General features: G+C 50.3%; 26 protein-coding genes and 1 pseudogene. 10 read left to right on the top strand and 17 right to left on the bottom strand.

The features are described 5' to 3' along the window. Positions 1-193: 193 nt before the first annotated feature. Complete coding sequence (locus AB1656_07065) at positions 194-934, bottom strand: hypothetical protein (GenBank protein MEW6235130.1); 741 nt, start codon at positions 932-934, stop codon at positions 194-196. Between the two features lie 206 nt (positions 935-1,140). Between AB1656_07065 and AB1656_07060 the strand changes: the two genes are divergently transcribed. The 8 genes and pseudogenes from AB1656_07060 (at position 1,141) to waaF (ending at position 6,087) form a co-directional block, all read left to right on the top strand. Beyond that, on the top strand, positions 1,141-1,398 hold the full coding sequence (locus AB1656_07060) for a type II toxin-antitoxin system RelE/ParE family toxin (GenBank protein ID MEW6235129.1): 258 nt from the start codon (positions 1,141-1,143) through the stop codon (positions 1,396-1,398). Further along, a complete protein-coding gene (locus AB1656_07055; protein ID MEW6235128.1) occupies positions 1,395-1,787 on the top strand; it encodes a helix-turn-helix transcriptional regulator in 393 nt (130 codons plus the stop codon). The genes AB1656_07060 and AB1656_07055 overlap by 4 nt, the downstream gene beginning before the upstream one ends. Positions 1,788-1,898: 111 nt before the next feature. Further along, positions 1,899-2,030, top strand: a pseudogene (locus AB1656_07050) (type II toxin-antitoxin system HicB family antitoxin). A gap of 168 nt (positions 2,031-2,198) precedes the next feature. Beyond that, positions 2,199-2,480 (top strand): type II toxin-antitoxin system mRNA interferase toxin, RelE/StbE family, encoded by a 282-nt coding sequence (locus AB1656_07045; GenBank protein ID MEW6235127.1) that lies wholly within the window; start codon positions 2,199-2,201, stop codon positions 2,478-2,480. Further along, entirely contained in the window at positions 2,461-2,742 is a 282-nt protein-coding gene (locus AB1656_07040; protein ID MEW6235126.1) for a helix-turn-helix transcriptional regulator, read from the top strand. Before AB1656_07045 ends, AB1656_07040 begins: the two co-directional genes overlap by 20 nt. A 98-nt stretch (positions 2,743-2,840) precedes the next feature. Then, the gene (locus tag AB1656_07035) at positions 2,841-3,515 is read left to right on the top strand and encodes a hypothetical protein (protein MEW6235125.1); all 675 of its coding nucleotides are present in this window, start codon (positions 2,841-2,843) and stop codon (positions 3,513-3,515) included. A gap of 121 nt (positions 3,516-3,636) precedes the next feature. Beyond that, complete coding sequence (locus tag AB1656_07030) at positions 3,637-5,052, top strand: hypothetical protein (protein MEW6235124.1); 1,416 nt, start codon at positions 3,637-3,639, stop codon at positions 5,050-5,052. Between the two features lie 21 nt (positions 5,053-5,073). Beyond that, positions 5,074-6,087 (top strand): lipopolysaccharide heptosyltransferase II, encoded by a 1,014-nt coding sequence (gene waaF / locus AB1656_07025; protein ID MEW6235123.1) that lies wholly within the window; start codon positions 5,074-5,076, stop codon positions 6,085-6,087. 85 nt (positions 6,088-6,172) lie between these two features. On the opposite strand, the gene purF is transcribed toward waaF, so the two are convergent. The 4 genes from purF to wecB form a co-directional block, all read right to left on the bottom strand. Beyond that, entirely contained in the window at positions 6,173-7,642 is a 1,470-nt protein-coding gene (gene purF / locus AB1656_07020; protein MEW6235122.1) for an amidophosphoribosyltransferase, read from the bottom strand. 158 nt (positions 7,643-7,800) lie between these two features. After that, a complete protein-coding gene (locus AB1656_07015) occupies positions 7,801-8,154 on the bottom strand; it encodes a hypothetical protein (GenBank protein MEW6235121.1) in 354 nt (117 codons plus the stop codon). Between the two features lie 484 nt (positions 8,155-8,638). Then, positions 8,639-9,355: a queuosine precursor transporter gene (locus AB1656_07010; GenBank protein ID MEW6235120.1), complete on the bottom strand. Its 717-nt coding sequence runs from the start codon at positions 9,353-9,355 to the stop codon at positions 8,639-8,641. Positions 9,356-9,492: 137 nt separating this feature from the next. Then, positions 9,493-10,605 (bottom strand): UDP-N-acetylglucosamine 2-epimerase (non-hydrolyzing), encoded by a 1,113-nt coding sequence (gene wecB, locus AB1656_07005; protein ID MEW6235119.1) that lies wholly within the window; start codon positions 10,603-10,605, stop codon positions 9,493-9,495. A gap of 171 nt (positions 10,606-10,776) precedes the next feature. Here wecB and AB1656_07000 point away from each other — a divergent pair, with 171 nt between their 5' ends. Then, entirely contained in the window at positions 10,777-11,112 is a 336-nt protein-coding gene (locus AB1656_07000) for a hypothetical protein (protein ID MEW6235118.1), read from the top strand. Positions 11,113-11,166: 54 nt separating this feature from the next. Here the strand turns inward: AB1656_07000 and AB1656_06995 are convergent, their stop codons facing one another. From AB1656_06995 to AB1656_06945, 11 genes are all read right to left on the bottom strand, one after another. Beyond that, a complete protein-coding gene (locus AB1656_06995; GenBank protein ID MEW6235117.1) occupies positions 11,167-12,063 on the bottom strand; it encodes an alpha/beta hydrolase in 897 nt (298 codons plus the stop codon). 127 nt (positions 12,064-12,190) lie between these two features. Further along, entirely contained in the window at positions 12,191-13,372 is a 1,182-nt protein-coding gene (locus AB1656_06990) for a PLP-dependent aminotransferase family protein (GenBank protein MEW6235116.1), read from the bottom strand. A 30-nt stretch (positions 13,373-13,402) separates the two neighbouring features. After that, complete coding sequence (locus tag AB1656_06985; protein ID MEW6235115.1) at positions 13,403-14,800, bottom strand: radical SAM protein; 1,398 nt, start codon at positions 14,798-14,800, stop codon at positions 13,403-13,405. Positions 14,801-14,914: 114 nt separating this feature from the next. Further along, positions 14,915-16,369, bottom strand: a complete 1,455-nt coding sequence (locus AB1656_06980) for a hypothetical protein (GenBank protein MEW6235114.1) — start codon at positions 16,367-16,369, stop codon at positions 14,915-14,917. A gap of 95 nt (positions 16,370-16,464) precedes the next feature. Then, entirely contained in the window at positions 16,465-17,814 is a 1,350-nt protein-coding gene (locus AB1656_06975; GenBank protein ID MEW6235113.1) for a folylpolyglutamate synthase/dihydrofolate synthase family protein, read from the bottom strand. A gap of 83 nt (positions 17,815-17,897) precedes the next feature. Then, positions 17,898-18,932 carry a polysaccharide biosynthesis protein gene (locus AB1656_06970; GenBank protein MEW6235112.1) on the bottom strand — a complete coding sequence of 345 codons (1,035 nt, stop codon included), beginning with the start codon at positions 18,930-18,932 and terminating at the stop codon, positions 17,898-17,900. After that, the gene (gene tatC, locus AB1656_06965) at positions 18,925-19,716 is read right to left on the bottom strand and encodes a twin-arginine translocase subunit TatC (GenBank protein ID MEW6235111.1); all 792 of its coding nucleotides are present in this window, start codon (positions 19,714-19,716) and stop codon (positions 18,925-18,927) included. The genes AB1656_06970 and tatC overlap by 8 nt, the downstream gene beginning before the upstream one ends. Positions 19,717-19,739: 23 nt before the next feature. Further along, positions 19,740-20,174: a twin-arginine translocase TatA/TatE family subunit gene (locus AB1656_06960; protein MEW6235110.1), complete on the bottom strand. Its 435-nt coding sequence runs from the start codon at positions 20,172-20,174 to the stop codon at positions 19,740-19,742. Positions 20,175-20,465: 291 nt separating this feature from the next. Further along, positions 20,466-21,701 carry a glucose-1-phosphate adenylyltransferase gene (gene glgC, locus AB1656_06955; protein ID MEW6235109.1) on the bottom strand — a complete coding sequence of 412 codons (1,236 nt, stop codon included), beginning with the start codon at positions 21,699-21,701 and terminating at the stop codon, positions 20,466-20,468. A 250-nt stretch (positions 21,702-21,951) separates the two neighbouring features. Continuing rightward, positions 21,952-22,317, bottom strand: a complete 366-nt coding sequence (locus tag AB1656_06950) for a response regulator (GenBank protein MEW6235108.1) — start codon at positions 22,315-22,317, stop codon at positions 21,952-21,954. After that, positions 22,314-24,485: an ATP-binding protein gene (locus tag AB1656_06945; protein MEW6235107.1), complete on the bottom strand. Its 2,172-nt coding sequence runs from the start codon at positions 24,483-24,485 to the stop codon at positions 22,314-22,316. Before AB1656_06945 ends, AB1656_06950 begins: the two co-directional genes overlap by 4 nt. 203 nt (positions 24,486-24,688) lie before the next feature. On the opposite strand from AB1656_06945, the gene AB1656_06940 reads away from it, so the two are divergent. Continuing rightward, positions 24,689-26,119, top strand: a complete 1,431-nt coding sequence (locus AB1656_06940; protein MEW6235106.1) for an O-antigen ligase family protein — start codon at positions 24,689-24,691, stop codon at positions 26,117-26,119. On the opposite strand, the gene AB1656_06935 is transcribed toward AB1656_06940, so the two are convergent. Then, a complete protein-coding gene (locus tag AB1656_06935; GenBank protein MEW6235105.1) occupies positions 26,080-26,391 on the bottom strand; it encodes a hypothetical protein in 312 nt (103 codons plus the stop codon). The genes AB1656_06940 and AB1656_06935 overlap by 40 nt on opposite strands. Positions 26,392-26,533 lie beyond the last annotated feature (142 nt).

The following is a 26,533-nucleotide window of genomic DNA, read 5'->3' as shown; positions in this document are numbered from 1 at the left end:
TATAAAAAATGAAATTTTTTTAACCGTAGGATGGATCATGTCGTTTGACCCATCATTTGCTCCACTCCTTATATTTCGATGGGTCAAAAAACGCGACCCATCCTACTTTTCTGCATTATTCAAGGGCAGAAACAACCTTGCCCTTGCCACCCCGCCCTCATTCATCATTCATCATTCATCATTCATCATTCCCTTACAGCAGCCCTTGTTCCCATTGCTCCGCGTAAGCCGATCCCTCTCCCCGGATCAAACTCGCGAATGCTTCCAGCGCCCTCCGCGCTTCGCCGATGGGATAATAGAAAGCGTTCCAATGTTCGCTGTCCTCGCCGTCGTGATTGGGAATGACGTAATCGAATTTCCATGCCTCCTGCATCTCGACGAAAGCGGAATTGCATCGGATTTCGATGTTCTTCAGATCGGGTTCGGAAAGGATGCCCTTCTGGTTCTGCGTCCGGCGCAAGAGTTTCCGCCGCATGATATCGGCGATTAAAACCGCCAGGTCCACCCGCTTGTCCGGCTGATGGAAATAAAGAATCTCCTCCCGCGACAAGGGGCTGAGAAATACGGCTATCGAGGGAATTTCCGCCAGAAAAGCGGAATCGCGCAAAGCGGAAACAATGAAGGGATTGCCTTCGTAAAGCGCATCGCGTCCCTCTTGCAAAATCCGTTTGACGCTCTCCAAATCCAGCGCCTGCAAATCCCCGCGCACGGGAACCACGAGGCAATCCTCCCGCCGCCGCAGAAACTCGATCTCGCTGCGGGGCCGAAAATAATAATCCACCCCGTCCTGCTCGCCGGGACGGGGCTGGCGGTCGTTATAGAGGATGACTTTTTTTAAATTGGAAGCGGCGTCGGGATAAACGCGGCGCAGCGCCTTGAACAGAGGGCTTTTCCCCACGCAAGAGGGACCGGAAAGGGCGATGAATCGCGGCATCGGGTTTCTCCTTCCATATCGGATATAGGAAAACTAATTGTACTCGATTCCGCCATCCCAGTTGAGAATAGCGCTCCAACGGCAAATTTTTATACTTAACTTTATGGATTCATAAGGGATTGTTACTTTTTATAAGACTTGAAATTCGATATGCTAAAAGCAAAATCGATATTGAAAATGTGTTTGCTTTATGCTAATATTTATAAATGTACAAAATTTTCTTCACTAAAGAGGCCTATAAAACATTTCTGAGAATGCCCCGTAATATAGCTTTGTTGATACGCCAAAAACTTGAGATAATCGCCGATAACCCCTATACTCCCCGCCTTAATGTAAAGAAACTCCAAAACCGGCCGGGTCTTCGCTTTCGGGTTGGCGATTGGCGTGTGATCTATACAATCGATAATGATAAGTTAAATGTCTTAGTTTTGAAAATAGTGCTCCGAGGAGAAGCTTATCGATGAATCCGCAAATACAGGTGATTGAGAAAGACGGCAAACCCGAATGGGCCGTCATTCCTTACGACTTATATAGGAAGTTGTCCGAAGAAGCCGAGATGTTGCAAGATATCCGCGATTACGACGCGGCGAAAGCGGCTTTGGAGCGCGGAGAAGAAGAACTCATCCCCGGCGAAGTGGCTTTTTCGATCCTAAAAGGCGATAATCCCATAAAAACTTGGCGCGAATATCGCGGATGGACGCAGAAACAATTGGCGAAAGCGGCGGGAATCAGCGTTCCCTATCTCTCGCAGATCGAAAACCGAAAGCGGACCGGCGCGGCGGAAGTACTTAAGGAAATCGCCAAAGTATTAAAAATAACGATGGACGATATTATTCCTCAAGGCGATTCATAAGAAGGTGAAACGAAAAGCCGGGCGCCAGGAAGAATAGTCAGCCGTTTTAACGGCGGGCTGTAACTTCCAAAAAGTTTCATTACTATCAGAAGAAAGTACGGCGAGTGCGGGATGAAACAGATCGAAATCATAGTTGAGATGCATGATGACGGTTATGTAACTTATCCTATCGGCCAAAAGGGAGTAATCGTTAGCCAGGGGGAAACCTCCAATGCCGCATCAGAAGACGTAAAATCGGCTATTTAGTTTCATCTGGAGGGTTTTGGTCCGGAAGTAATATCCGGTCATCCGCCTATCATAGAATCGTAGGATAAGTTCCATTGATCGACCCATCGATTATTCTCATCATTCAACTTTTTATTGCTCCTTTCTTGCATTGACATCCCCAAAATAATATATACGCTATGAAGAATGTGGCGGATTTACGAACATCGTCGGGTCGATAAACAGACGAAATCCCTTCCTTTGGAAATTCTCAAACGTTATGAGAAATGGAAGGATATCGCATCGCTAACGGGCGCTAAAGGCATTCGGCTCATAAAAGGTTTTCACGACGAAGCGCTTAAAGGCGAATGGAAAGGTTGCCGTTCATCCCGTCTTGGCGCCAAATATCGAATAATCTATCGAGTCATCGACTCGGAAATTCTAATTCAAGTAGAGAGTATTACGGCCCATGATTACGAAAAGCGATAAACGAAAGGAATACCGTCCGGCAAAGCGTACTGTTGAAATAACAGTCGGCGAATCAGTACGTATTATTAGGGAATTGCAAAGTCTTACTCAAACAGATCTATCGGAACGAACCGGCATTTCACAGTCTACGATATCCGCTATTGAAAACGATCGAACGCCGCTTGATGTTGAGCGAGCTAAAACCTTAGCCCGCGCGTTGAAATGCCACCCCGCCGTACTCTTATTTCCAGGCTGGGATGTAGGACGCGAATCGGCGGCTTAACGAATTCGCAATATAGCCGCGCTATAATTCTGCTTTGAGTGAATACGGAATCGAATACGAATAAATCCCGGATGATTAGAATAGGAAGGAATAGAAAATTGAAGAATAAACATTGGCTTATCCTCCTCGCCATCACGGCTTTATCCTGCTCGGACAATCAAGGGCAATTAGTGGATAAAACCGTCAGCGATACGCCCGTTCCCTTGGAAATCGCCTCCTCGCAACTTCCGGCGAATCATCCCCCCATCCAAGAGCCTAACGTCCCGGCGTCCGCTCCCGCTTCCCTGCCGATTATCGATGGAACTACGGCCACGGCAGCTTCGCTCTCGTTTCAAATCGATCCCCAATGGACGGCCGAAACTCCCGCGTCATCTATGCGGGCGGCGCAATTTCGTCTTCCCGCCGCGGAAGGCGATGCGGAAGCGGGCGAATTGGCGATCTTTCAGGGCATCGGAGGTTCGCCGGACGCCAACATCAAGCGCTGGATCGAACAGTTCCAGCAGCCGGACGGCAAACCTTCCTCCGAAACGGCGAAGATTGATAATAAAAAGATCGGCGAATTGATCGTCATGACCCTCGACGTCGGCGGAACTTACTCTGGCGCGTCAATGATGGGCGGCGATTCGATAAAGCCGGGATTCCGGATGCTGGCGGCGGTAATCGTTGGCCCCAATGGCCCCTGGCAATTCAAACTGACGGGGCCGGATAAGACGATCGGCCATTGGAAGCCCGCTTTCGACGCCTTGATCGATTCCTTGAAACCGGCGCAATAACAGATTTTGGGATTTTCATCGCCAATACCGATGAGAAACATTTATCGCATTGCTTTATCTTGATAAGATAAAACGAAAGGTTAGGTATGTTTTGACATCTCGTTCTGCGAGGGAATTGGATATGATGACAACGATAGGAAATTTGCAAACCAAACGATTTCCCACGGTTTTTCTTCTCTTTCTTGCGATGACCGCCATCTCTACGTCTGCGCAGGATATCGTTCCGATTTTCCCGGCGCAAGGCGAGAACGTTTCCTTGTCCCAACTCGAAAGCGCGGGATTTCAATGGTCGTCGAATTTGGGCGATATTTCCTTTACCCTTTATATGAGTTCCACGGCATTACCGCAGAATTTTCCCACTTATCCTTACATCGACGTCGCCAGCGGCGTGAAATCGCCTTATATAATCAAATCCAGCGTGATCTTCGATATCTATTTGCAAAACGCCGATATTACCTGGTGGGCAACCGATCCCCTCAGCGGCAAAGAATCGGCGCATATTACTTTTCGTCTCGGCGGCGGCAACGATCTTCATCCCTCTCCCACGCCCCTCGATTGGCAAACGCGCCCGACGCCTACTCCCGGCCCCGTCGGTCCGCCGCAAAATCTTCAATTCGTTCCCAGCGATACCATCAGTTATATGGAAGCGAAATACGATTTCACGATTCAATGGGACCCTCCAGCTTATCCCGAAGGAGGAACATTCGTTTACGATATACTCATCGAATATCCTCAAACCCAGATTCCCGTTACCATCGAAAAATTCGGCATCACGGAAACCTCCGTTATGCCTTCCTACTTGAAGCCCGAATTCACTACGATGGAAGGCGTTTATAAGGTTTATATCCAGGCAAGGGACGAACAAAACCGGTCGAGCGCCATCGTCGCTTCCCAATTCACCGTCATTCCCTACAAAACGCCTACGCCTACGCCCGTACCCCTTAATCCCGATCTGTCGCGCAACGATGCGGCCAATATTCATGATCTGGCTATCTTCGTCTTCGCATTCGGTTCCAAACAGAGCGACGCCAATTTCAATCCCCGCGCCGACTATAAACCCGATGGCGTCATCGACGCTTACGATCTTATGATCTTCCAAGACCTTTACAAAAAACGCAACGAACCGTTTCCCGCCCCCGTCTGGCTTACGGCGCGAGTTCCCAATTTGGTTTATCAGGGCGGTTATCCTCCCTGCGTCCCCGTCGGCGATCCATCGGTTTACGATTTCTCATCCGGCATAGAAAAAACCATTCTTCTTGGTACGGAAGACGGACAATGCGCCTTGGCGGCTCTCAACGATCCCGGCGTTTACCTAACCTTTTCCGCCGTAACCGGCGCAACGGATTATGAAATTACTATCCGTTCCACCAGCAATCCCTCGGCTTATATGATGTGGAGTTCGACCAGCGGCAAAACGGATATCCCCATTCGTTGGACCCTAACGCAATCCAACGATGATTTGGTGGTCCAAGTCCGGGCGGTTCGCGGCGGCTTCCATAGTATGGCCAGCGATGAAATTCATTTCATCCTGCCTTGATATAAAATCCAATGGAATTTTATGGCCCGAATCGTAGTCCGAATCCCCAATTGGCTGGGCGACGCCGTGATGGCTGCCGCTGCCCTGCGCGAATATCGGCGGATGCGGCCGACGGACGAGATTACCCTATTCGGATATCCCTATCTGTTTCCCGTCTTTCATAATTCGCCCGATTCGTACTCTTTCATCCCCTTCGACCGAAAAGCAAACCGCTCTTCCTGGGCCGGCTTCGCCCAAATAGCGTCTCGGCTGCGAAAAGAGCGCTTCGATGCGGGCTATCTTATGCCCAATTCCTTCTCATCGGCATGGCTGTTCTGGGCCGGAGGAATTATAAATCGGATCGGTTTTCGCGGGCATTGGCGGAGAGCGTTATTGACGCGGACTTTATCGCTTCCGGCGGCGGCCCGGCATCAAGCGCAACGATACGCCTACTTGCTAACGGAAACGATTCCCAAGGATTTGCGTCCCGAAATTTATGTTGCTCCAGAAGAGCAAGAACGATCGGAACAAGCGCTAAAAAATCTTGGCCTTCAAGACGCGCCGCTGATAGGAGTCGCTTTCGGCTCGTCTACCGGCGCAGCCAATTTATGGCTTCCTCAACGCTACGCCGAGACGATTCGCCTCTGCTGCGCCAAATGGGGAGCGAAAACCATTCTATTCGGAACGGAAAAAGAAGCGGCAACGGCGCAAACGATCGTTTCCCAAACCCGCGGCGAGTGCATTAACCTGGTCGGAAAAACCAATCTGCGCGAGTTGTTTGCCTTCGTTCGGCAATGCCGCGCGCTATTATCGATCGATTCAGGCGTCATGCACGTTGGCGCAGCGGTTGGAACTCCAGTAATCGCTTTATTCGGTCCCAGCGACCCGATGCAAACAGGTCCCCTAGGCAATGGGCATTATATCGTTCAACGGGAAATGGATTGTATACCCTGCATGGAGCGCAACTGTCCTCTTGGCCACCACGCATGTATGGAAGAAATTCAAGTTGAAGATGTGATAATGGGCATCGAAAAATTGCTGGAAACAAATCCGTAGGATCATGTAAAGTGGGTCGAGCGAAGCGAGTCCCACCATTCATTCACATGGAAAGAGACTATTCATTCTTCATTCTTCATTCCAATTACTTGTCCGACGTAACTTCTTCGATTTCCTCGTCGAGTTCGAATACGACGTGCACTAGTTTCTCTTCCGCTTTCACGAAAGTCTTCGTCGAATAGCCGTTGGGGCTGCGATTCCATTGGATGGGATATTTGCCGCTGAAGCAGGCGGTGCAGAACTCTTTTTCCGTCCCTCCCACCGCTTTGAGCAATCCATCCACGGATAGATAATAAATCGAATCCACCCGCAAATGCCGCTTGATTTCCTCCAGCGTATGCGTCGCTCCGATCAGCCGGTTGCGTTCGGGCGTATCGATGCCGTAGAAGCAGGATTCGATCCAAACCGGCGATGCGATGCGCAGATGGATTTCCTCGGCGCCCGCTTTGCGCAGCATTTTGACGATCTTGCGGATCGTTGTGCCCCGAACAATGGAATCGTCTACAACGATGACTTTTTTACCCTTCAATACCGAAGGTACGGGATTGTATTTGATCTTCGCTCCGAAATCGCGGATGCTTTGGCTCGGTTCGATAAAAGTGCGTCCGATATAATGGCTGCGGATTATGCCTTGTTGATAAGGAATTCCGCTTTCTAGCGAGTACCCGATAGCGGAACAGACGCTGGAGTCGGGTACGGGAATGACTATATCCGCTTTCGTGGGGCATTCCCTAGCCAAAATCCGCCCTAAGTTTTCCCTTGCGGGATGCACTTCCCGCCCGAAGATGAGGCTGTCCGGTCTGGAAAAATAGACCAATTCGAAAATGCACTGCGCATACGTCTGTCGCTGCGCGAAGAAACGGCTCGTAATGCCGTCCTTGGAGATGATGATCATTTCGCCGGGTTCTACGGTGCGGATATATTCTCCGCCGATTATGTCTAAGGCGGTGGTTTCCGAACAGAAGACGTAAGAATCTTTTACTCGGCCCAACGAAAGAGGCCGAATGCCGTAGGGATCGCGCAAACCGATGAGATACTGATCGTTCATGATTACCATGGAATACGCCCCGCTTAACTTCAGCAGCGATTCCTCCAGCGCCATGATGAAGTCGGCGCGTTCGGACCGGGCGAGTAGGTGAATCAGGATTTCGCTGTCCGTGCTGGTTCGGAAGATGGAGCCTTTCGCTTCCAAATCGTTTCGCAACTCCATCGTATTGATAAGGTTGCCGTTATGAGCCACCGCCACCCATCCCCGGCGGTATTCGCATAGGATCGGCTGCGCATTGCGAAGATCGCTGGATCCCGTCGTGGAATAACGCACGTGGCCAATGGCCCGGTCGCCGCGCAGCTTATCCAGGTCGCCTTCCAGAAACACGTCCGCCACGCGCCCCATTCCATGATGCGCCGAGGGATGCTCGCCTTCCGCCGTCACAATTCCCGCACTTTCCTGGCCGCGATGCTGCAAGGCGTACAAACCGAGATATGTCAAGTGAGAAGCTTCGGGGTGAGCAGCAATTCCAAAAACGCCGCAATATTCTTTCATTGGATCGGACATTGTTCAGCAGGATTCTCTTCCGTAGGATAGATTGGAATTATGTTAAATAGAGAATTTTTCTTCCATTTCCGAAAACAACGAATAAAAAGGAGTTCCGAAATCGTTCCCTCTCCCATAACGCGAGGGAACGGAAATAGCATTTCATGAGCAATTGAAAATCATTGGCTTCTTAACCAACTTTTTATAACTTCCGCCGTCGATTCAGGATTATCGGCGGAAAAAGAGATCGTCATTTCTTTCATTTTCAAACGCCGTTGTTCCGGCGCCGGCAAAGCCCAATAATCGTTCATATCGTGCAGGCCAAGCTCGGCGTCGGTCAACTCCCGTTTTTTCTTGTCAGGTTCATAATAAGGAGAATCAGATGCCGATATATATATCTCGTCTCGGCCGGCTTTTTTGGGACGAAAATCGGTCCATGCGAAATAATACCCAATAAGAAAAACGCCGAATAACAACAATAACGGCAGACTGTAAAACAAGAATTGATTCAATTCTTCGAGCATTGCCGCCATGGCCGAATTCCTTACCCACTAAACAATTAGTATTGCATGGAATGTAGTAGTAGGATGGGGCGCGCTGTTTGACCCATCGAATCATCCAAAGATAACCATTTGTGAACTTCACGCATCGACCGAAACAAATAACTATTCGTTTTCGTCTCTTTCCCATCCCGATCGGGAAAGGATTTTTCTATTGCAGGTATTTGTTAATATCGCATTACTTGCGTAGGGTGGGCTCAAAGCGAAGCATAGCCCACCAATATCTCTGAACTTTGCGCATTGATCGCAACGAGCAACCGTTCGTTCTCGTCTCTCTCCCTTCCCGATTGGGAAAGGAACGTTTTATCGTAGGCATTGTTAATATCGTATTAGAAATAAGTATAAAATCAGAGTCCGCATTCGGATAGGGGATCAGGAGGAAAATAATTCGCCTCTTCTAACCTAAGTCTAACGTTGGAAAGCGATAAAAGTCGATTGGAAAAGCGCAAATTTTCAGTTAAGCAAGGCTTTTTTGCGCCTCGATCTCTTCCCCTGGCCGCAACTGCATCAGCTTCCGCAAGTACCAATCCGCCGAATAGAAAAAAGGCGTATCTAAAAGCGCAATGATCGCCTTAAACAGGAATCCATTTATCGTCAATGGCCAATACCGCTCCCACTCGACGACGCGAAAGAAGCACAAAAGAAACATGACGGTGTTCGTATCCACAAATTGGGAAACAATCGTAGATCCGTTATTGCGCAGCCATAGATGCTTTCCCTTCGTCAGCCGTTTCCAGAAATGAAAGAGACGGATATCGAGAAATTGAGCGCCAAGATAAGCGCACATGGAAGCAAAGACAGCGGGGCCGTAAAGGCCGAATACTTTACGAAATTCCTGGTCTGATATAGGAGACCAATCCGTTTGCGGAACCGCCTGCGCCAGGAGAATAATTCCCATCACGAAAAGGCTGGCGATAAAACCCGACACCACGATTTGATCGGCGCGCCGCTTGCCGTAAATCTCAGAAACAACATCCGTTACGAGAAAAGTAATGGGATAGGGAAGAATGCCGACGGAAACCTCGAATCGATATAGTCCAAATGGAGTCCAAGTGAAAAACTTCTGAAAAATTAGGTTGCAGGACACCAGCGAAGCGATGAAAATGGCGGAACAGACGAGAAAAACTCTTTCTTGAATCGCTAACGCCCGTTCGTCTTTTATATTTCCCTCCATGAGATCCTCCTAAAAATGGCAAAATATGGATTACTATGATGATATATATCGTCTATAAGAGGAGGGAGAGCCTGTCCGTCAATGCTGTCGATGGCGTTGGATTGGTTAACCCAATAGATCAATGAAAATTCGCATTTTTAAGCGGATGTGGATTCCAGAAGAATTTTCACGATCCGCTCGCTGGCTTTGCCGTCTCCGTAGGGATTGATCGCTCGCGCCATGCGTTGGTATTCCGCTTCGTCTTCCAGCAGACGGCAAGCCTCGGCGACGATCGTTTCCTGGCATGCGCCCGCCAGTTTCGCAGTTCCCGCCTCCACCGCTTCCGGGCGTTCCGTCTTTTGGCGCAACACGAGCACCGGCTTTCCCAGACTGGGCGCTTCTTCCTGCAGACCTCCCGAATCGGTCAAAACGAAATAGGAGCGGTTCATAACGTGAACCAGCGTATGGTAATCCAGCGGCGATGTAAGCGTAACGCCGGGATGGCTTTGCAAGAATTCGCGCGCCGCCTCTTGCACGTTGGGATTGGGATGAACGGGATAGAGAATATGCGCTTCTGGATGAAGGCGGACGATTTCCGCCGCCGCCCGGCAGATATTCCGCAACGGTTCGCCGAAGCTTTCGCGCCGATGCGCCGTCATAAGAATGATTTTTTTGTCCCAGGGAATCTGCGGCAGAACATACTCCAAATTATGCGGTTTATGCAGCGTCAATAGGAGGGCGTCAATCACCGGATTGCCGGTTACGTAGATTCCGCTTTCGTCTATTCCTTCACGCAGCAAATTCCTTTTCGCTCCTTCCGTGGGCGCGAAATGAAGTTCGGAAATCGCATCGCAGAGGCGGCGGTTGATCTCTTCCGGAAACGGCTCCCAGCGATCGCGCGTCCGCAGTCCCGCTTCAACGTGCGCGGCGGGAATGCGTTGATAGTACGCCGCTAAAGCCGCCGCCATCGCCGTCGTTGTGTCGCCCTGCGCTAAGACCCAATGGGGCCGCTCCTGCGTCAAAACCGGTTCGAGGCGCTGAAAAATGCTATGCGCCGCTTGCGTAGGCGTTTGCCCCGGCTGCATGATGTCGAGATCGTAATCCGGCTCGACGCCGAACAGATTCAACGCCTGGTCCAACATGTCCCGATGCTGCGCCGTTACGCAAAGGCGGGAAAGAATGCGATCCGGATATTTCGCTAGTTCCAGCGCGATCGGCGCCATTTTAATGGCTTCGGGCCGCGTGCCGATGATAGTAAGAATGCGAATCATTGTTTTTTCGCTATGCTGGCGGAAAGCAGCCGCCATTCCGTCCCATCCGTTTCGTTTTGCGATTGGGAAAGCTCCCTTTCCGCAATCGTCATGGTTTATGCTATCCTATTTTAACGTAGAGCCTAAGTGGATGGCGGCAAGAAATTCATTACGAAGAATTGGAAACAAGCGATGATCGGCGAAATGGTGGAAGTGCATCTGTTGAACGGCAAACGTTTTCTCGGCAAGATTACCGTGAAAGACGAGCAAGGCCTCATCCTCTACTGCGTCTCGGTCAAGGGATTGGAAAGCGTTCCTCCCGGCGCAGGCGCCTTGGAGGAATTGCGCGAGATGGCGCAGACGGTTTTCTTCCCCTGGACGCAAATCGAATACGTCGATATCGGCGGCGAACCCATCGGCTTCGACGAAATCTATTCCAGCTGGTTCCAAGGCCAGCCGGTTTCCAATTTCTTCGAAAAAACCGCCTTCTCCGCTTTTAAAAAAGGAAACGGGAAGTCGATGGGGTGATTAGGCGAAACTGTCGATGTACTCAAAACAACGCAATAGAAATAATTAGTTATTCTACAATTTCACGTTAGCAAGAAATTCACGAATCAATCGCACTGTTATTTCCGGTTTATCAAGACGAATTAAATGACCCGCACCGTCTACATGGATCAGCTTTCCATGATGCAACAAAGCGGCAAGTTCAAGATGTTTTTTTCGTTCGGCTTCTTCGGCGTCGGCTTTCAAGATAAGCGTGGGGGCGGCGATTTTGGGATAGGTCTCTTTAGGATTTCCGAAGCCTTTTCCAAACGTAATATCAAGTATATTTGGAATGACCAGCAGTTTGGATTCAGCCCAGCGTTCGTATTCGATATCCGGCCAACCTGGATGTCGCTTTGTACGGGCTATCTCTATCAATTTGTCTTTATCCATCTCTTTTTCTTCTGCAATCATCTTCTTCCACGATGCGACCATTTCTTGGGTAATAGGCGATAGATATAAAATCATATCGCCTGGATCTTCCATAATCACAGCGCGGGGCAGATCGGGATAAGTCGCGGCGGTCAGGGCGACAGTAGATCCTCCCATAGAGTGTCCCATCAGGATCGGTTTTTTAAGGTCTAACGCCTCAACCAGCCCCTTTATGTCTTCGACATGGGTTGCAAGGTCGTAAGGTCCTTCTGGCTTATCGGAGTAACCGTGTCCGCGAGCGTCATACATAATAATGTCATAGTCGTTCTGAAAATTCTCTGCCAGCGAAGCCCAGTTTAGCCCATAGTCGGTCGCTCCGTGCGCCAAGATCATCGCTGGTTTGTTTTCTCCGCCTGTGCGCCAGTAATGCAGCCGAATCCCATTACTATCGATGTAAGCCGACTCCCAACCCTCATGCTGCCGAGGTTCGATTGGCGCTTTTTCTTCTGCATAACTCGAAAGAGAGACAGATACAGTCAGAAAAAGGACGAATCTTTTCATGCTTGTTTTCCTTTATAAAAAATTATGTATTGAACCTTCATTTACCATTTATACCGATTATACGGAAAAATATTCCCTTTGGGGAGATTACAAACAATATTGAACTTTCATCAAATAACCGATAAACTTACAACCCCATCCTCACCCACGCCTGCGCCAGGCGTTGAATTCCTTCCTTAATCGTCGATTCGTCCGCGTTGGAATAATTGAGCCGCAAAGTATTCTCGCCGCCGCCGTCTACGTAAAAGGGATAACCGGGTACGAAGGCGACGTTCCGTTCCACAGCGGCTTGGAACAACATCATGGAGGACGCGCCATCCGGCAGCGTTAACCATAAGAACATGCCGCCTTCCGGATTTGTGCGTTGAATTTCTGAAGGCAGATACTGATCGATGCTTTCCGCCATCGCGTCGCGTTGATTCTTATAAACGCAACGTATAGCGGCGATGTGATCGTCGATATTGCAATCCGAGAGGTATTGATAAAGCACCCGCTGCGAGAAGGAGTTGGAATGCAAGTCCGCCGCCTGCTTGGCGATGACAAGTTTCTCCATAATCTCCTTTCCCGCACAAATCCATCCCATCCTAAAGGCGGGCGCGACGATTTTGGAAAACGAGCCTAACAATATCGAATCGCCGTCGAGATAGTTCCTCATCGAAGGCAGGTCTTCACCCATGAATCGTAATTCGCCGTAGGGATCGTCTTCCACGAACAAGACGCCGTATTCTTTGAGCGCTGCGGCGAGTTCTTCTCGCACCGCTTTCGAATAGGTAACGCCGGATGGATTTTGAAAGTTGGGGACGGAGTAAAATAACTGGATGGGATTTTTCTGGAAAATCCTTTTCGCTAAGGAGGCGTCAACGCCGTCGTCATGCAGAGGGATGGAGTGAAAAACCGGCTTATAAATCGATAACGCTTGAATAGCGCCTAAATAACCCGGCTTCTCAATAACGGCGCCGTCGCCTTCGTTGAGGAGAATTTTCCCCAGCAAATCCAACCCTTGCTGCGAACCGTTGGTAATAAGAATTTCGTCGGGACGAATCGCCAGCCCCTTTTTGGCGCGATATCGTTCGGCGATGAATTCCCTCAAGGGCGGATAGCCTTCCGTCGTAGTATATTGCAAAACGTTCTGCCCATCGTCGCGCAAGACTTTGGCGCAGGCTTCTTGAACGCCTTCGACGGGGAACAGATCGGGATTGGGCAATCCCCCTGCGAACGAGATGATTTTCGGATCCGCCGCCGCTTTCAGGATTTCCCGAATGAAGGATTTGGGAACGTCCCTCATTCTTTCCGCAAAACGAAGTTTCATATTTTTCACTCTATTGTCAATCCTGAGAAATTAACCGGTTAATGCAGAATTCGGGCTTATTTCAGCGCATTCTTCGTGATCCCGGTAGCCTTCTCGGATTTGGGCGATGAACCGGTTGCCATGCCTGATTTGCTGAGGAATGCGGCGCAGGCCGTATTTCATCAGCGTGCGCAGTCCATCCCGTAATGAGATTGAATGGATGTAAAGATTGGCGTATTCGGCGTAGAATTCAGGCAGCGGCAGTTTGGTAGGCAGTACGGCGTGGAGAAAGTCGTACAATTTCGGATCGTTCGACGTCAAGTCTTTCTTCTTCTCGGTGTAGAGCGAAGTTCCCGGTTGCGGCGTGAGGATCGTGAAGGAAGCGTAACGCAATTTCAAGCGTTGAATGTATTCCGTCAATGCTTTGAAATCGTCTCGATCGTAATTTGGATCGACGACGAACTGCGCATAATTGAATATGCCTAAACCGCTTAAAATCTTAACGGCTTTTTCTTGCTGTTCGATGGTAACGTCTTTTTTCATCTCCTTCAGGCGTTCGTTGGAAAAACTCTCGAAGCCAACGTATACTGTAGACAATCCGATATCCCGCCATTTAGCCAGCAATTCCGGATGCCGGACGATCGTATCCACTCGAACATAACATGAATATTGTTTCCGTATTCCCGCCTCATGGATCAAATCGGCCAACCGGTTCGTCCGCCGGACGTCCAGCATAAATTCGTCGTCGGCCAAATAGATATTCGGTTCATCGATCCTTTGGATCTCTTCCACCACCTTTTCCGGCTGGCGGCGCCAATATTTTCCTCCCGCAATCACCCAGATCGAACAAAAATTGCAGCGCATGGGGCAACCCAACGAAGTACGGACTAACGCCGCCGGTTTGTACCATTCGTTGAAATAGCGCTGGCGGTATCGCTGCGTCAAAGAACGGTCGGGCAATGGCAATTCGTCCAAATCGCGCAGCGGCCTTGACTCCGTGAAGCGCATCTCCTTTCCCGGAAAGCCCAAGCCAGAGACAGCCTCCAGCGGCTGTTTCGATTCCAATCGCCGGGTGATTTCCCTCATGGCCTCTACTCCCTCGCCAATAGCTAGAATATCGACGGCCGCCTCGTTGAAATCCGCCGGAGCAATAGTCGCATGATGCCCTCCGGCAATAACGACGGTCTCAGGGCGCAGCGATTTAATGCGCGCGGCGATTTCTTTCATGACCATGAATTGGCTAGTGATGCCGGTTAGCCCGACGATATCGGGCTGCATAGCCAGGAAGACGCTCTCGTAGTCTGATTCCAGGCGTATATCGTGAATCTTCACCTCATGCCCGTCCTGCGCCAAGCCCGTACCCACATACTCCAAAGCAAGGGGTTCGTTGAGATAGACGTCATCGATGATCTTCACGCCGGATGGAGGTTGAATGAGTAGAACCTTCATTCTCATCCCCTTAAATGATATCGCGGTAGATTGTTAGTATTTTATTAAAATGCTTCGTGGGATTCGATCAAGTGAATAGCGTCATTAATAAACAAAATATTATTTGGCAGCGTCCTATTCAGCTTTTTCCATTTCCGTCAAACGGGAGCGGGCGATTTGGCTGCGATATCCGTTATCCAGGCGCGGGAAATTCAGATCGAGTTCCAATGCTTGTCGATAATATTGCATTGCTTTTTTCTCGCCGCCGCTTCCCGCTTGAACGCATTCCCACGCCGAATCGCCTAAGATGTAGTACAAACGAACTTCCGCATCCTGCGGGAACAGATATCCCTCGGCGACTGCTTCCTCTCCCGCCGCCAAAGCGCGGGAATAATCGCGCAGAAGAAAATAAGCCCGCGCTTTGCCTAAACAGGTTTCGCCGAGAGCGAGGGAAAACAAATGCTCTTTTTGAGCGAGGATTTCCTCGAATAGCGCCAAGGCTTTCTCGGCGCAGGACTGGCTTGTCTCCCATTTTGACTCCATCGACTTAATTAAGCTTTCCTTGAATGGATTATCGTCGCGAATTTGTTTCTTCGACTCGCTCAATTGCGCCCAGCGAGAGTCAAATTTTTGTCCCTTTATCAAATAGAGATCGCCGAGACTAACTAACGTCTGGCAGAATTCACGCGCATATGAAGGATAATGGATAGCCTCGGCGGGCGGCGCGATCTTCCTCGCTTCTTCCGCCGCTTTCTCGTATTCAGAGATTGCTTCTTTCAAAGCGATACAGGCGTCTTCTTTTGAAAAAGGCTGATTCGAATCGAATTCATACAGCTGCCGCTGCGCATCGCCTCGCCGAGCGTAAGCGCGTATCCGGTTGGCATGATCGTTTTCAGGCATCTTTTCCAGAGCGGTTCCATAAGCCCATATGGCCTTGCCGAGAACATGCGTCCATTGTCCACCGATCTTTGCCCAATCCCGATAAAGGTCTCCGATATCCATCCAGGCGGTAAAACCATCGGCGGTATCTGGATATTGCCGGGCGGCGTCTTCCATGAGTTCCACGGCGCGTCCCAAATGCCCGAGTTTGCGCTGAGCCAATGCGAGGCTTAACAAAGCGGCTCGTCGTCCATCAGATGCGTCAGCTTCGGTCTGAGGCTGCGTTTTGTTAGCCAAGATCAGATAACGTTCGTAATTGTCCGCCATTCTTTGGAAATACTCGCGGCTTCTTTCCTTCTCTTCCGTCTTTTCGAGACCGTCTCCAATTTGATAGCAGGCGTTGGCGAGATTCAACGCCGCTTCCAGCCGATGGGGATGTTGGGGGAATTTATGCAGGAATTTTTCTAACGCCAGCGCCGCCGCTTCCCATAGCGGCCATGATTTCGTCCAATCGCCGCCGCGCGCTTCCGCCTCTTGATAACGGTTCATCGCTCGCTCCCAAAAGATTTGCGGCGCATCCGGACCGAAATTCATCCACCAGAAATAACTGATGCCTAGCAACGCCATCACTAACGCCGCCGCCCATAGTTTCCCCCACTTGGTAAGGAAAAAAGAACAAAAACGCCGAGTATTTTCCTGCATTTTGTTCATGATAATAAAAACAGCCAGAAGATTGGCGGGCTACGCTTCGCTTTGAGCCGACCCAACCCAACTTCACAATAAACGGCGGAGAGTATTATGAGACATTAAGATTTTTCTCGCAGGCTCTTTCTTATCTCTCCTACGAGATATAACGATCCGGTTACGATAAGAAGACCGTTTTTTTTCGTCATCGCTTCCGCATAGCGGAAGGCATCGACGGGATTGTCGATTCGACCATGAATCGCTACCCAATCCAATCTATCGATGGCTTTTAAAATATTCTCGATCGTTTCGCCGCGAGGGCTGGGAGCTTGGGTTAAGATAACGGCGTCTTGCGGTCGGATCAGGGATTCCAACATTTCGGAAATTTTCTTGCCTTGCAGGCAACCAATGACGAACGTCCGTTTCTTATGCGGAAAAATCTCGTCCAGCGACAAGCGCAGCGATGCCGCTCCTTTAGCGGTATGGGCGACGTCCAATAATACAGTCGCTTTTCCCGTCCGGCGTACGATTTCGAATCGTCCCGGCCAATGGAGGCGGCGCAAACCTCGATGCAGCGTTCGAGAAGCGAGCGGAGGAACGATTCCCTCTTCCTGCATCAAATCCAAAACCGCTATAGCGGTCAATACATTCTGCAATTGATAATGGCCGAAAAGTGGAATCTGGATGATTCTCTTCTCTCCGCTCTCCACTTTCTCAATGGATAAGGTGCGATAACGGCGTCCATTTTGGAGCGAGACGGCGCGGTAGCCTTCGTCCGTGAATACGACGCTGGCCTGCTGCTTCCGCAAGCGCCGTTGAAAATGCGGCAGCAGCGCCGCATCTTGACTTCCTATAACAATGGGGACATTCGGGCGCGTAATTCCTAGTTTCTCGTCGGCGATCTTTTCCAGCGTATCGCCCAACTGTTCCGTATGTTCCAGAGAGATATGCGTAATAGCCGTCACTAGTGGATCCATAACATTCGTGGAATCCAGCCTTCCTCCCAAGCCGGTTTCGATGACGGAGAAATCAATCCGCTGTTCCCGAAAATACAAAAAAGCCATCGCTGTAAGCAGTTCGAAAAACGTGGCGTAGCCGCCGGGAAAAGGCGGCATCTCTTCCATCCTGCGCCGCAAAAATTCCGTCCAGCGGGCGAAATCTTCTTCGGATATCCATTGGCCGTTGATGGAAATTCTCTCGCGGACGTGTTCCAGGTGGGGAGAGACGAAGAGACCGACGCGGAATCCCATCGCTTGCAGCGCGGCGGAAATCATGGCGCAAGTAGAGCCTTTGCCGTCGCTGCCCGCGACATGAATAGGCCGAATCTCTTTTTGCGGATCGCCGAGCCGCTGCAAGAATTGGCGGCAGCGCTTCAGATTGAGCGTCTTCTCGGAATAATTCCAGCCGATTTTGTGTTCGTAAGAGACGAAGGAATAAAGAAAGGAATACGCTTGAGGATAAGTTTCGATCATGAGAGACGCCCGGATTTCCGCCGGAGAAGCCAGTTCGATAGAAAGCGGATGGATCGCTGCATGGAACGGTTTGGATAGAACGCCTAAAGAATGCCCTCCTGTTTGAGATAATCGCGCAGTTCGGCCTTGCCGATGGGATTGGTGCTGGAGGTATAGCCTTCGAAATTCTTCAATCGATGCAGACTGTATTCATCCGCGCGATGGGCGGGCGCGATAAAAGCGATATCTTGGTCCACCATAAAAGTACGGTCGATCTCGTTGGGGGCGAGCAGGTCTTCGTCTAACTTTTCGCCGGGCGCGGCGCCGGATATTAGGATTTCGATCTCTTTGGGCGAACGCCCGTATTGGGGCGCCAATTCTTCGATCATCACTTCCGCTAAATCGCGAATAATGACGGACTTCATCCGCAAAATATAGACTTCGCCGCCGGTGGCGTGAGCGGCGGCTCGCAGCACCAGATGAACCGCGTTGGGAATGGACATAAAGAAGCGGCGCATTTTCTCATGAGTGAGCGTCAACGGGCCGCCGTGTCGGATCTGCTCCCGCCACAACGGAATCACCGATCCCCGCGAATCCAGTACGTTGCCGAACCGGACGGAGCAGAGCGTCTTATGCGGTTCGCGGCGATAGAAAGACGCCCAGCCGACCAGCCGTTCCGCCAGCAGTTTCGTTGCGCCCATCGTGGAAGTAACGTTGACCGCTTTGTCGGTGCTGATGGAGACGACCCGTTCTACGGTGGGGCTTTCCAACGTAGCCGTGATGACGTTCTGCGTACCCAGGACGTTGGTTTTGACCGCCTCGAAGGGATCGTATTCCGTCGATTCGATGCGCTTGAGAGCAGCGGCGTGAAAGACGAGATGGACGCTTTCGAAAGCGCGCCGTAGACGATCCAAATCCCGCACATCGCCCAGAAGATAACGTATGAAATTGTATTTTTGGAGTTGATAACGCAGTTGGGATTGTTTGAATTCGTCCCGGCTCAATAACCGTATGATGCGGGGCTTGTAGGGAATCAGCTGCCGGACGATCTCGCTTCCGATGGTTCCAGTACCCCCCGTAACCAGGATGTTTCTTCCTTCGATCAGAGAGCGTAGTTGTTCCTGGGCAACTTTATCCAATTTCTTCCACCTCGCTTTTTTTCTCGATTCCGTGGACGACGAAAACCGATAGCACGTACAGAATCACCAAGGGCACGGCGCATACGATTTGGCTGATAGGATCGGGCGGAGTAATGACCGCTGCCACGGTGAACATGATGATCAAAGCGTAGGGGAAAAAATTCCAAAGCATTTTTTGCGTTACCAAACCGATTCTCGCCAAGAGCAGAATCAATACAGGCTCTTCGAATACTAAACCAAAAGCGAGAATGAAATTCAAAGAAAAGGAGACGAATTCGCTGATCTTCCAGTCGCTCGAAATGAATCCCGGCGTAATGCTCTCCAAAAATTGCAGCGTAAATCGGAAGGTCGCATAGTAACAGAAAATGCCTCCGAAAACGAAGCAAAACCAAGCGGAGGCGATCAAAGGCAATACGATTTTTTTCTCTCTTTTATACAATCCCGGCGCAACGAACATCCACGCTTGATAAAAAATGATGGGAAAGGCGATGAAGATTCCGCCTACCAAGGAAATTTTTAATTCGGTAATGAGCGTTTCAACGGGGCTGGTCGCTTGCAGCGTGACACCTTCGGGAATGCAGAAAAAAAACATTTGCAGTAAACGTTCGGAAAAAGTGAAGCATACTACGAAAGCGATGCCGAGCGCGACAAGAGTGCGGATCAGCCGTTCCCGCAATTCGCCGAGGTGCTCCAAAAACGTCATGGCGCCGCCTAACTCTTCCTCTTCGTCGTAGAACGGTTTTTCGCGTTTTGTTGGATCTTGAGCGGTCTGTTCGGCAACCATATCGATGAACCTGATTCTCCAGATTATTCCTGTGTTTCGCGCGAATAGCGTTTAGTATCCCCGTCTTTGGCGGGATCGGCGACGATATCCTCTTCCGCGGCGGGAGCGGAAGTTTCCGCGCTGGCAGCGGAAGCCTCGCCGGCGCTCTCGCTTCCATACCCATAGCCATCTTGCCCGTAATGGTAATCGCCGCTGGAGCTGGAAGCGGCGTTGCCGATTTCGCCGTTGGATCCGCCGTAGCCTTCCGAAGAGGATTTCGGAGGCGTATAAGGCCGCGAAGGTCTATCCAGATCCCAATCGTTGACATTCAACTGGTTCTGCAATTCGCGGCTGGCATCGCGGAACATCTTCATGAATTTGGCGATGGTTCGCGCCAATTCCGGAAGACGGTTGGGGCCGAAAGCGATGAGGGCCACCGCAAAGATAATGATAATTTCGGTTGTTCCTATAACGCCCATTGGCTTTGTCTTACCCTGAATTTTAGACTATATCGATGATTGTAATGACGGCCAGGATGGCCGGATTGTATGGCGAATCGATTTTCGCAGTGGGCGGGCGGTCAATGCCAACATCCCGATGGCGCTTTTTATTTTACCTCTTTTTAAATAAATGTCGAGGTTTCATTTATCTTTAGAAACGCCGCAATCCTGAAATAATAAATCATACTGCACTCCCAGACATGTTATGAGAGACAATCATTTCCATTTCAAAAAGGGCTTAGAAATATGCCCGCATCCTCAAAACAATCGTCAGATATACTCCACAATCATATCTTTAGGGATGACGACGATCTTTTCCGGCGTAACGGTGAATTGGCGGCTGTCCGTATCGGGATCGTATCCGATCACGCAGCCGTCGGGAATGACGGCGTTTTTGTCGATGATGGCGTTTTTGATGCGGCAGCCGCGCCCAATGACGACATTATGGAAAACTATGCAGCTTTCCAATATACTTCCCGCCCCCACGGCGACGGACGGCGAAAAAACGCAACGGTCCAATTCTCCTTCGATGCGGCATCCCGCTCCGACGATGGAACGTTGGATGCGATTCTTGCCCGGCGTTTCCAAATGGAAGAAAGAAGGCGGATATTGATAGATGTCCGTACGGAAAGGCCATTCTTTCGAAAAAAGATCGACGGCCGGGGGCTGCCGCAGCATTTCCATATTGGCCTCAAAGTAACTGGAGATATGGCCGACGTCGCGCCAATAAGGGTGGGGGGCCTGGCGGTTAAAGGAGTAGGAATAGAGTTTTGTCTCCCGTCCTTCCGTCAAACGCGGGAAAACGTCTTTCCCCAAATCGTGAATGGAACCGTCCCGCTTGCTGTCGTCGATGACGGCGCGGACCAGAATGGGCGTATTGAAGACGTACACTCCCATGTTGACGAGGGAGCGATCGCTTTTGCCCGGAAGGGGAGGAGGATCGGACGGCTTCTCGACGAAGCGGAGCACGCGGTCGTTCTCATCCACTTGGAGCACTCCGAAAGAACTCGATTGCTCGCGGGGATACTCGCAACTGGCGATCGTCGCGTCCGCTCCTTTTTCGACGTGAAAGGCGAGCATTTGCAGATAATCCATGCGGTAAATATGATCGCCGGAAAGGATGAGCACGCGGTCGGGCTTAAATTGTTCGAGCAGGTAGATGTTCTGGCATATGGCGTCCGCCGTCCCTTCATACCAGCTGGTATGGGTTCTCTTTTGCGGGGGAACGGATTCGACGAATTCCCGCAACTCGCGGTTGAGAATATTCCATCCGTCGCGAATATGCCGGTTTAATGACTGGGATTTGTATTGCGTCAATAAAAAGATATGTCTTAAACCGGAATTGATGCAATTGGAAAGAGTAAAATCGACGATGCGGAATCCTCCGGCGAAAGGCACAGAGGGCTTGGACCGGTCTTTTGTCAATGGATAGAGGCGCTCTCCTTGTCCTCCCGCCAATATGATCGTCAACGTTTTGCTTAACATCGAGGAGGCGATGCGATACATTCCCGTTTCGTCCTCATAACCATGATTCCCAATGGCCGAAAGCGTTCCATCTCTTTTCTTATTCCCTTATGGCTTGAACGCCATCATTATGGCATTCTTTTTCTTCCGAAAAAGTGGAAGAATCATCCACGCGCCGCAAAGGCGGACTATTCGATTCGTTAATAAATATCCAAAAAGAAAAGGCTCGGAGCGAGCCTTTCTTTTACTTCCACGATCTCGGAACGTCGTTATTAATCGGCTAGATTAGGAATTAGTTGGAATTGAAACTCGCCAGGCAGTCGTTCACCCGGCATTTGAGTTCTTCCATATTGCTGGATTTGACGACGAACGCATCCGCGTTCCAACTTAAGAAATTGTCTTGGTAATGGGGATAGGCGGAATGAATAATGATGGGACGCTTCCGGTTCAAATTAAGGATGCGGGAAATCGTCTCCAAACCGTCCATGCCCGGCATTCGGATATCGACGATGACCAAATCAGGATTTTCGTTTTCGCACTTCTCAACGCCCTCGAATCCATTTTTCGCCGTAATGACTTCAAAGCCCTCGTCCATGAGTTCCACCCGGTACAATTCCCTCAAATTTTCTTCATCATCGACGATGAGTATTTTCTTCATTGGGAATGATCCCCCTTTCTGGGTAGTCGTATAAGCGCGGTTGTCCCTTCTCTTAATCGGCTCGTAATCGAAAGGTTTCCTCCATGGCTGGCTACGATTCGTTGAGATACATGCAATCCCAATCCCGTTCCGGAATGCTTCGTGGAATAGAACGGCTCGAAGATGCGATTCAAATGCTCCGGGGCGATGCCTTCGCCCGTATCGCGGATTTCCAAATAAATCCATTCCTCGTCGCTGCGAGTTGCTATAGTAAGTGTACCTCCTTTTTCCATCGATTGAAAAGCATTTTTGAAAATATTAATCATCACCTGACGCATTTGATTGCGGTCGAAGCGAATGGGCGGGAGATTATGATCGAAACGCAACTCCACTTTAATATTGTTGAAATCGCTTTCCGCCTTCATAAAAGTGAGAATCGATTCGAGAAACCGGTTGATATCCTGCTCATCCTTTAAGGGCGTCGAAGGCCGGGCGTAATAGAGTAGGTGGTTGAGAACATCCTCCAACCGCAACGCTTCGTCGCGGATGATTTGCAGGTAATGATAGTTTTTCTTGGATTTATCCTCCGTTTTGAGCATTTGTTGGGCGAAGCCGCCGACGGCTACCAGGGGAGTGCGGATTTCGTGAGCGACGGTGGCGGCCATTTGTCCCAAGGCGGCGAATTTCTCCGACTCGATCAGTTTTTGCTGGCTCAAGCGCAGCTCGGAATAAGCCAGTTCCGTTTCTTTGACCTTTTGAGCCAGCGCTTCGATCGCATGGGCGTGGGCGATGGCTAAAGCCGCCTGCGAACCGAGGACGTCCAGCATCTTGAGATCCTCACCCACGATGATCCTCTGCGTGATGACGTTATCCACGACTAAAACCCCGATCGGCCTTTCCCGCACCAAAAGAGGAACGACGGCAAAGTTGTCCGATCCCAGTTTATGGATAATATCCGCATCGAACTCCACGTCCGACTTGCTCTTGCGAACGATATAACTGCGCTTGTTCCGCAAAGATTGTAACAAGATGGAAGAATTGTGCGGCATAGGAACGGAAAGTTGCCGGACAAGTTCGTTAACGTAGCGGTCGCCTCGGCCGGGATGAGCGAGATAAGTCTGCAAAGCGCCGGTGATCGTGCCATCTTTGGGCAGCGTTTCGATTTCGCTCCAAATGGAAGAAGCCTCTTGCGGATTGGAAGGGCCGATGGCGATTTTGCCTTCCAGCCATTGCGTTTCCTCATTTACAAGGAGAAGAAAGGCGCGATTGAAGCGAAACGTCTCCCCCGCCGTTGCCGCAATGAGAACAAGGCGAAGACGTTTTTCCAGAGTCTCCTCGGTGTGAAACAGTTTCGAAATCTCATGCAACTTCGAAAGCGCCGTCGCGCGGTCGTCGACTTTCCTTTCCAATATTTCCGAATACATCGAAAGTTCTTTTTCCAACTTCTTCTGCCGGGAAATATCCCGTTGAATGCAGATGAAGCCGGCGACGGCTTGGGATTCCTCCTTAATGGGCGTAATGCGGATGTCCGCATCGAAAGATTCTCCATTAGCCCGTCGGCAAACGACCTCTCCCGACCAGAAGGATTTCTCGCGGATCTGCCGCCACATGATCTCGCAAGCCTCGCGGGGGAGGCTTTCTTTCCAAAATCGATCGATATTCATGCCAAGGATGCAATCGGCGGACCAGCGCATCTGTTTCTCGAAAGCGGGATTCGTATAAAAAATCAATCCATCGTTATCGAAGAGCGCAATGGCGTCCTCGGCGGAGTTGATGGCGGATTTGAAATTGAACAATTCTTCGCTCAACGCCGAGACATCCGTTATATTCTCCAGATAAAGAAGCGTTTCCGCCCCGCGGGGAAAGGCATGAATCTTCACATGAATGCGCCCGTCTCCCGATTGTTTGAGAGCGAGAGTCATGCAGCGTCCGTTGCGCGCCGCAAGATATTCTTTGAACGGTTGAACGTCTTCCCCCCTTTCGCATAACGCCGATATTTCGCAACCCCGCACGACGCCGCTGGGGCCAAGCATCCGTTCTACTTCCTGATTGAGCCATGTAATGCGCCGTTCTTCGTCCAGAATGAGAACGCCGATGGGGGAAGTCTGGAGAACCTCATCCAAGTATGGATGATTGATATGGGAACAGAGGGGAATGGATTGATCTTTTGCCAAAATTTCACTAGACATGCGAAGGCTCCCCATCATCGCAATTGAGAATATCAATTAAATTCTACTTTCTATGTCGAAAAATTCAATCATATATTTTATAATACTTTTTTTCGCTGAAGCAAAAAAAGCGCCATTTCTTCTCCTTGATTCTTGCATGAAGTATGCAATCCTTTTGGGGCATCGAATAATCAAAGGCTTGCAAGCGGATGGAATCGGAATTTATGGACGCTTCATCCCATACTATAAATCGAATCCATACTCCGCTATTCGCCGCCGCCGTCCTGGTTTTGGCGGCGGCGGGGATCGTCTATCCGCCCTATTCCACGGCGGCGGTTCTAGCGGCGGTTTTAGGAGTCTTTCTCCTTGTTTCTCGTCCGGACTTGGCTTTTGGACTTTTCTTCGCCATAGAAACGCTCTTCTCGGAAGACGTCCTTCTTACGACGGAAAAACTGGACGTTACGATTTATCGCGTCAATCTGCCTTTTATCGGCATGAACGCTTTCGAATTGGCGTTCGTCTTTTTGATCCTGGCGGCGCTGATTCAACGCCAAGGGAGAATAGCGGGAACGCGCCTCGACTTTTCCGTCCTGCTCTTCGGATTGGCCGCCTTGATCGGGTATCTCACCTGCATCCGGTTGTACGGCGATCCCCTGCGCCTATTCGAACCCCGGCGAATGCTTCATTTCTTCCTTTCTTATTTCCTGGCTGTGAACCTGATTCGAACCAAGGCCTCTTTGCAGGGATTTCTCTCGCTTTTCTTTTTCGCCGTGATTTTAAAATCGCTGGAAGGAGCTTATCTCTATCTTTTGGGGGAAGGACTGGAGATCAAATGGCGAATCCGAGCCATCTTTACGGGTTGGGAAGACTCCCTGACGTTCGTTACTTATCTCTTGTTTCTTGGAGTTATTATCATAGGGAAATACGCTTTTCCCTTTAAGCGGATATATCTGCTATTTACGCCCGTGGTTTTCTATACTTTTCTCTTTTCCTACAAGCGCGCTTATTACGTCGCCTTGGCGGCGGGCCTTCTACTGCTCTTTTGGATGCAGGGACGGAAAGCCAAAATGCGGATGGCGGCGTGGCTGCTGTTGGGCGGCGTTCTCATGGCGGGATTGATTACGGTTATGGGGCAGTGGCAGGCTATCGGAATGCGCTTCGAATCCATTCTCCATCCCACCAAAGAGAGCAGCGCCAATTACCGTCTCGTCGAATGGCAAAACGCCTGCATCAGCATCAAACGCCATCCCCTCTTCGGCATTGGCCTTGGCGGAGTGATGCCGATGGAAATTTTTCTATCGCGCACGAATCTACTGGGAGTGCATAATACCTATTTGTGGGCGGCGGTTAAGATGGGGATTCTCGGATTTTTTTCCTACGTTCTGCTGCATATTGCTTTTCTGAGGCGTCTACTGCGGCAAAACGGCGCGTTGCAAGACTTATACCTGCAAGCGGTTTCCAAAGGAATCGCCTGCTCCTTCGCCGCTTTCGCCGCGGCGGAAATGTTCGCACCCATGTTCGCTCAAATGCGGACAGCGGCGTGGCTGGGCGTCATGATGGGAATTGGGATGACCCTTCCCGTCATGGATGGGAAGAATGTCGAATCGTCCAACGATCAGATCGCTTCGAAATCTCCCTCGACTCTCTCGCCTTGATCCCAGACGCAAACGAAATTCCGTCCTTCCAGATCGTTGCGATCCTCTTCGATAATGCCCGCCGGAATCATGCCGTCCTTACGGTTTTTCACGCGCGGGCGGTCTCCCGGAAGGATTTGACGCCAGACTTCGTACTCGGCGTCATGTTGGGAAATGGCGAAGGTCAGCCCTTGGCGAATGAAATCCTTGACGACGCTGCGGATATCCCGCTTGGGAAGGCGTTTGGTCACCTGCACCCGGATTTCCGCATCGTATTTTTTCGAGAATTTCATTGAAATTCTCCTTTTTCACCGAATTTGTCTCTCATGCGGAGCCGATGCCACGATGAAGGATCCGGGAAGTTATTGAGTTCTCAATAATTTTCCTATGTATTATTCTATTACTTTTCAACCCATAGGACAATATGAAAGGGGA

The organism is Candidatus Omnitrophota bacterium (assembly GCA_040755155.1).
Classification (GTDB): Bacteria; Hinthialibacterota; Hinthialibacteria; order Hinthialibacterales; family Hinthialibacteraceae; genus JBFMBP01.
The sequence above is the reverse complement of the archived record's forward strand: the minus strand, read 5'-3'. Positions and strand labels throughout refer to the sequence as shown.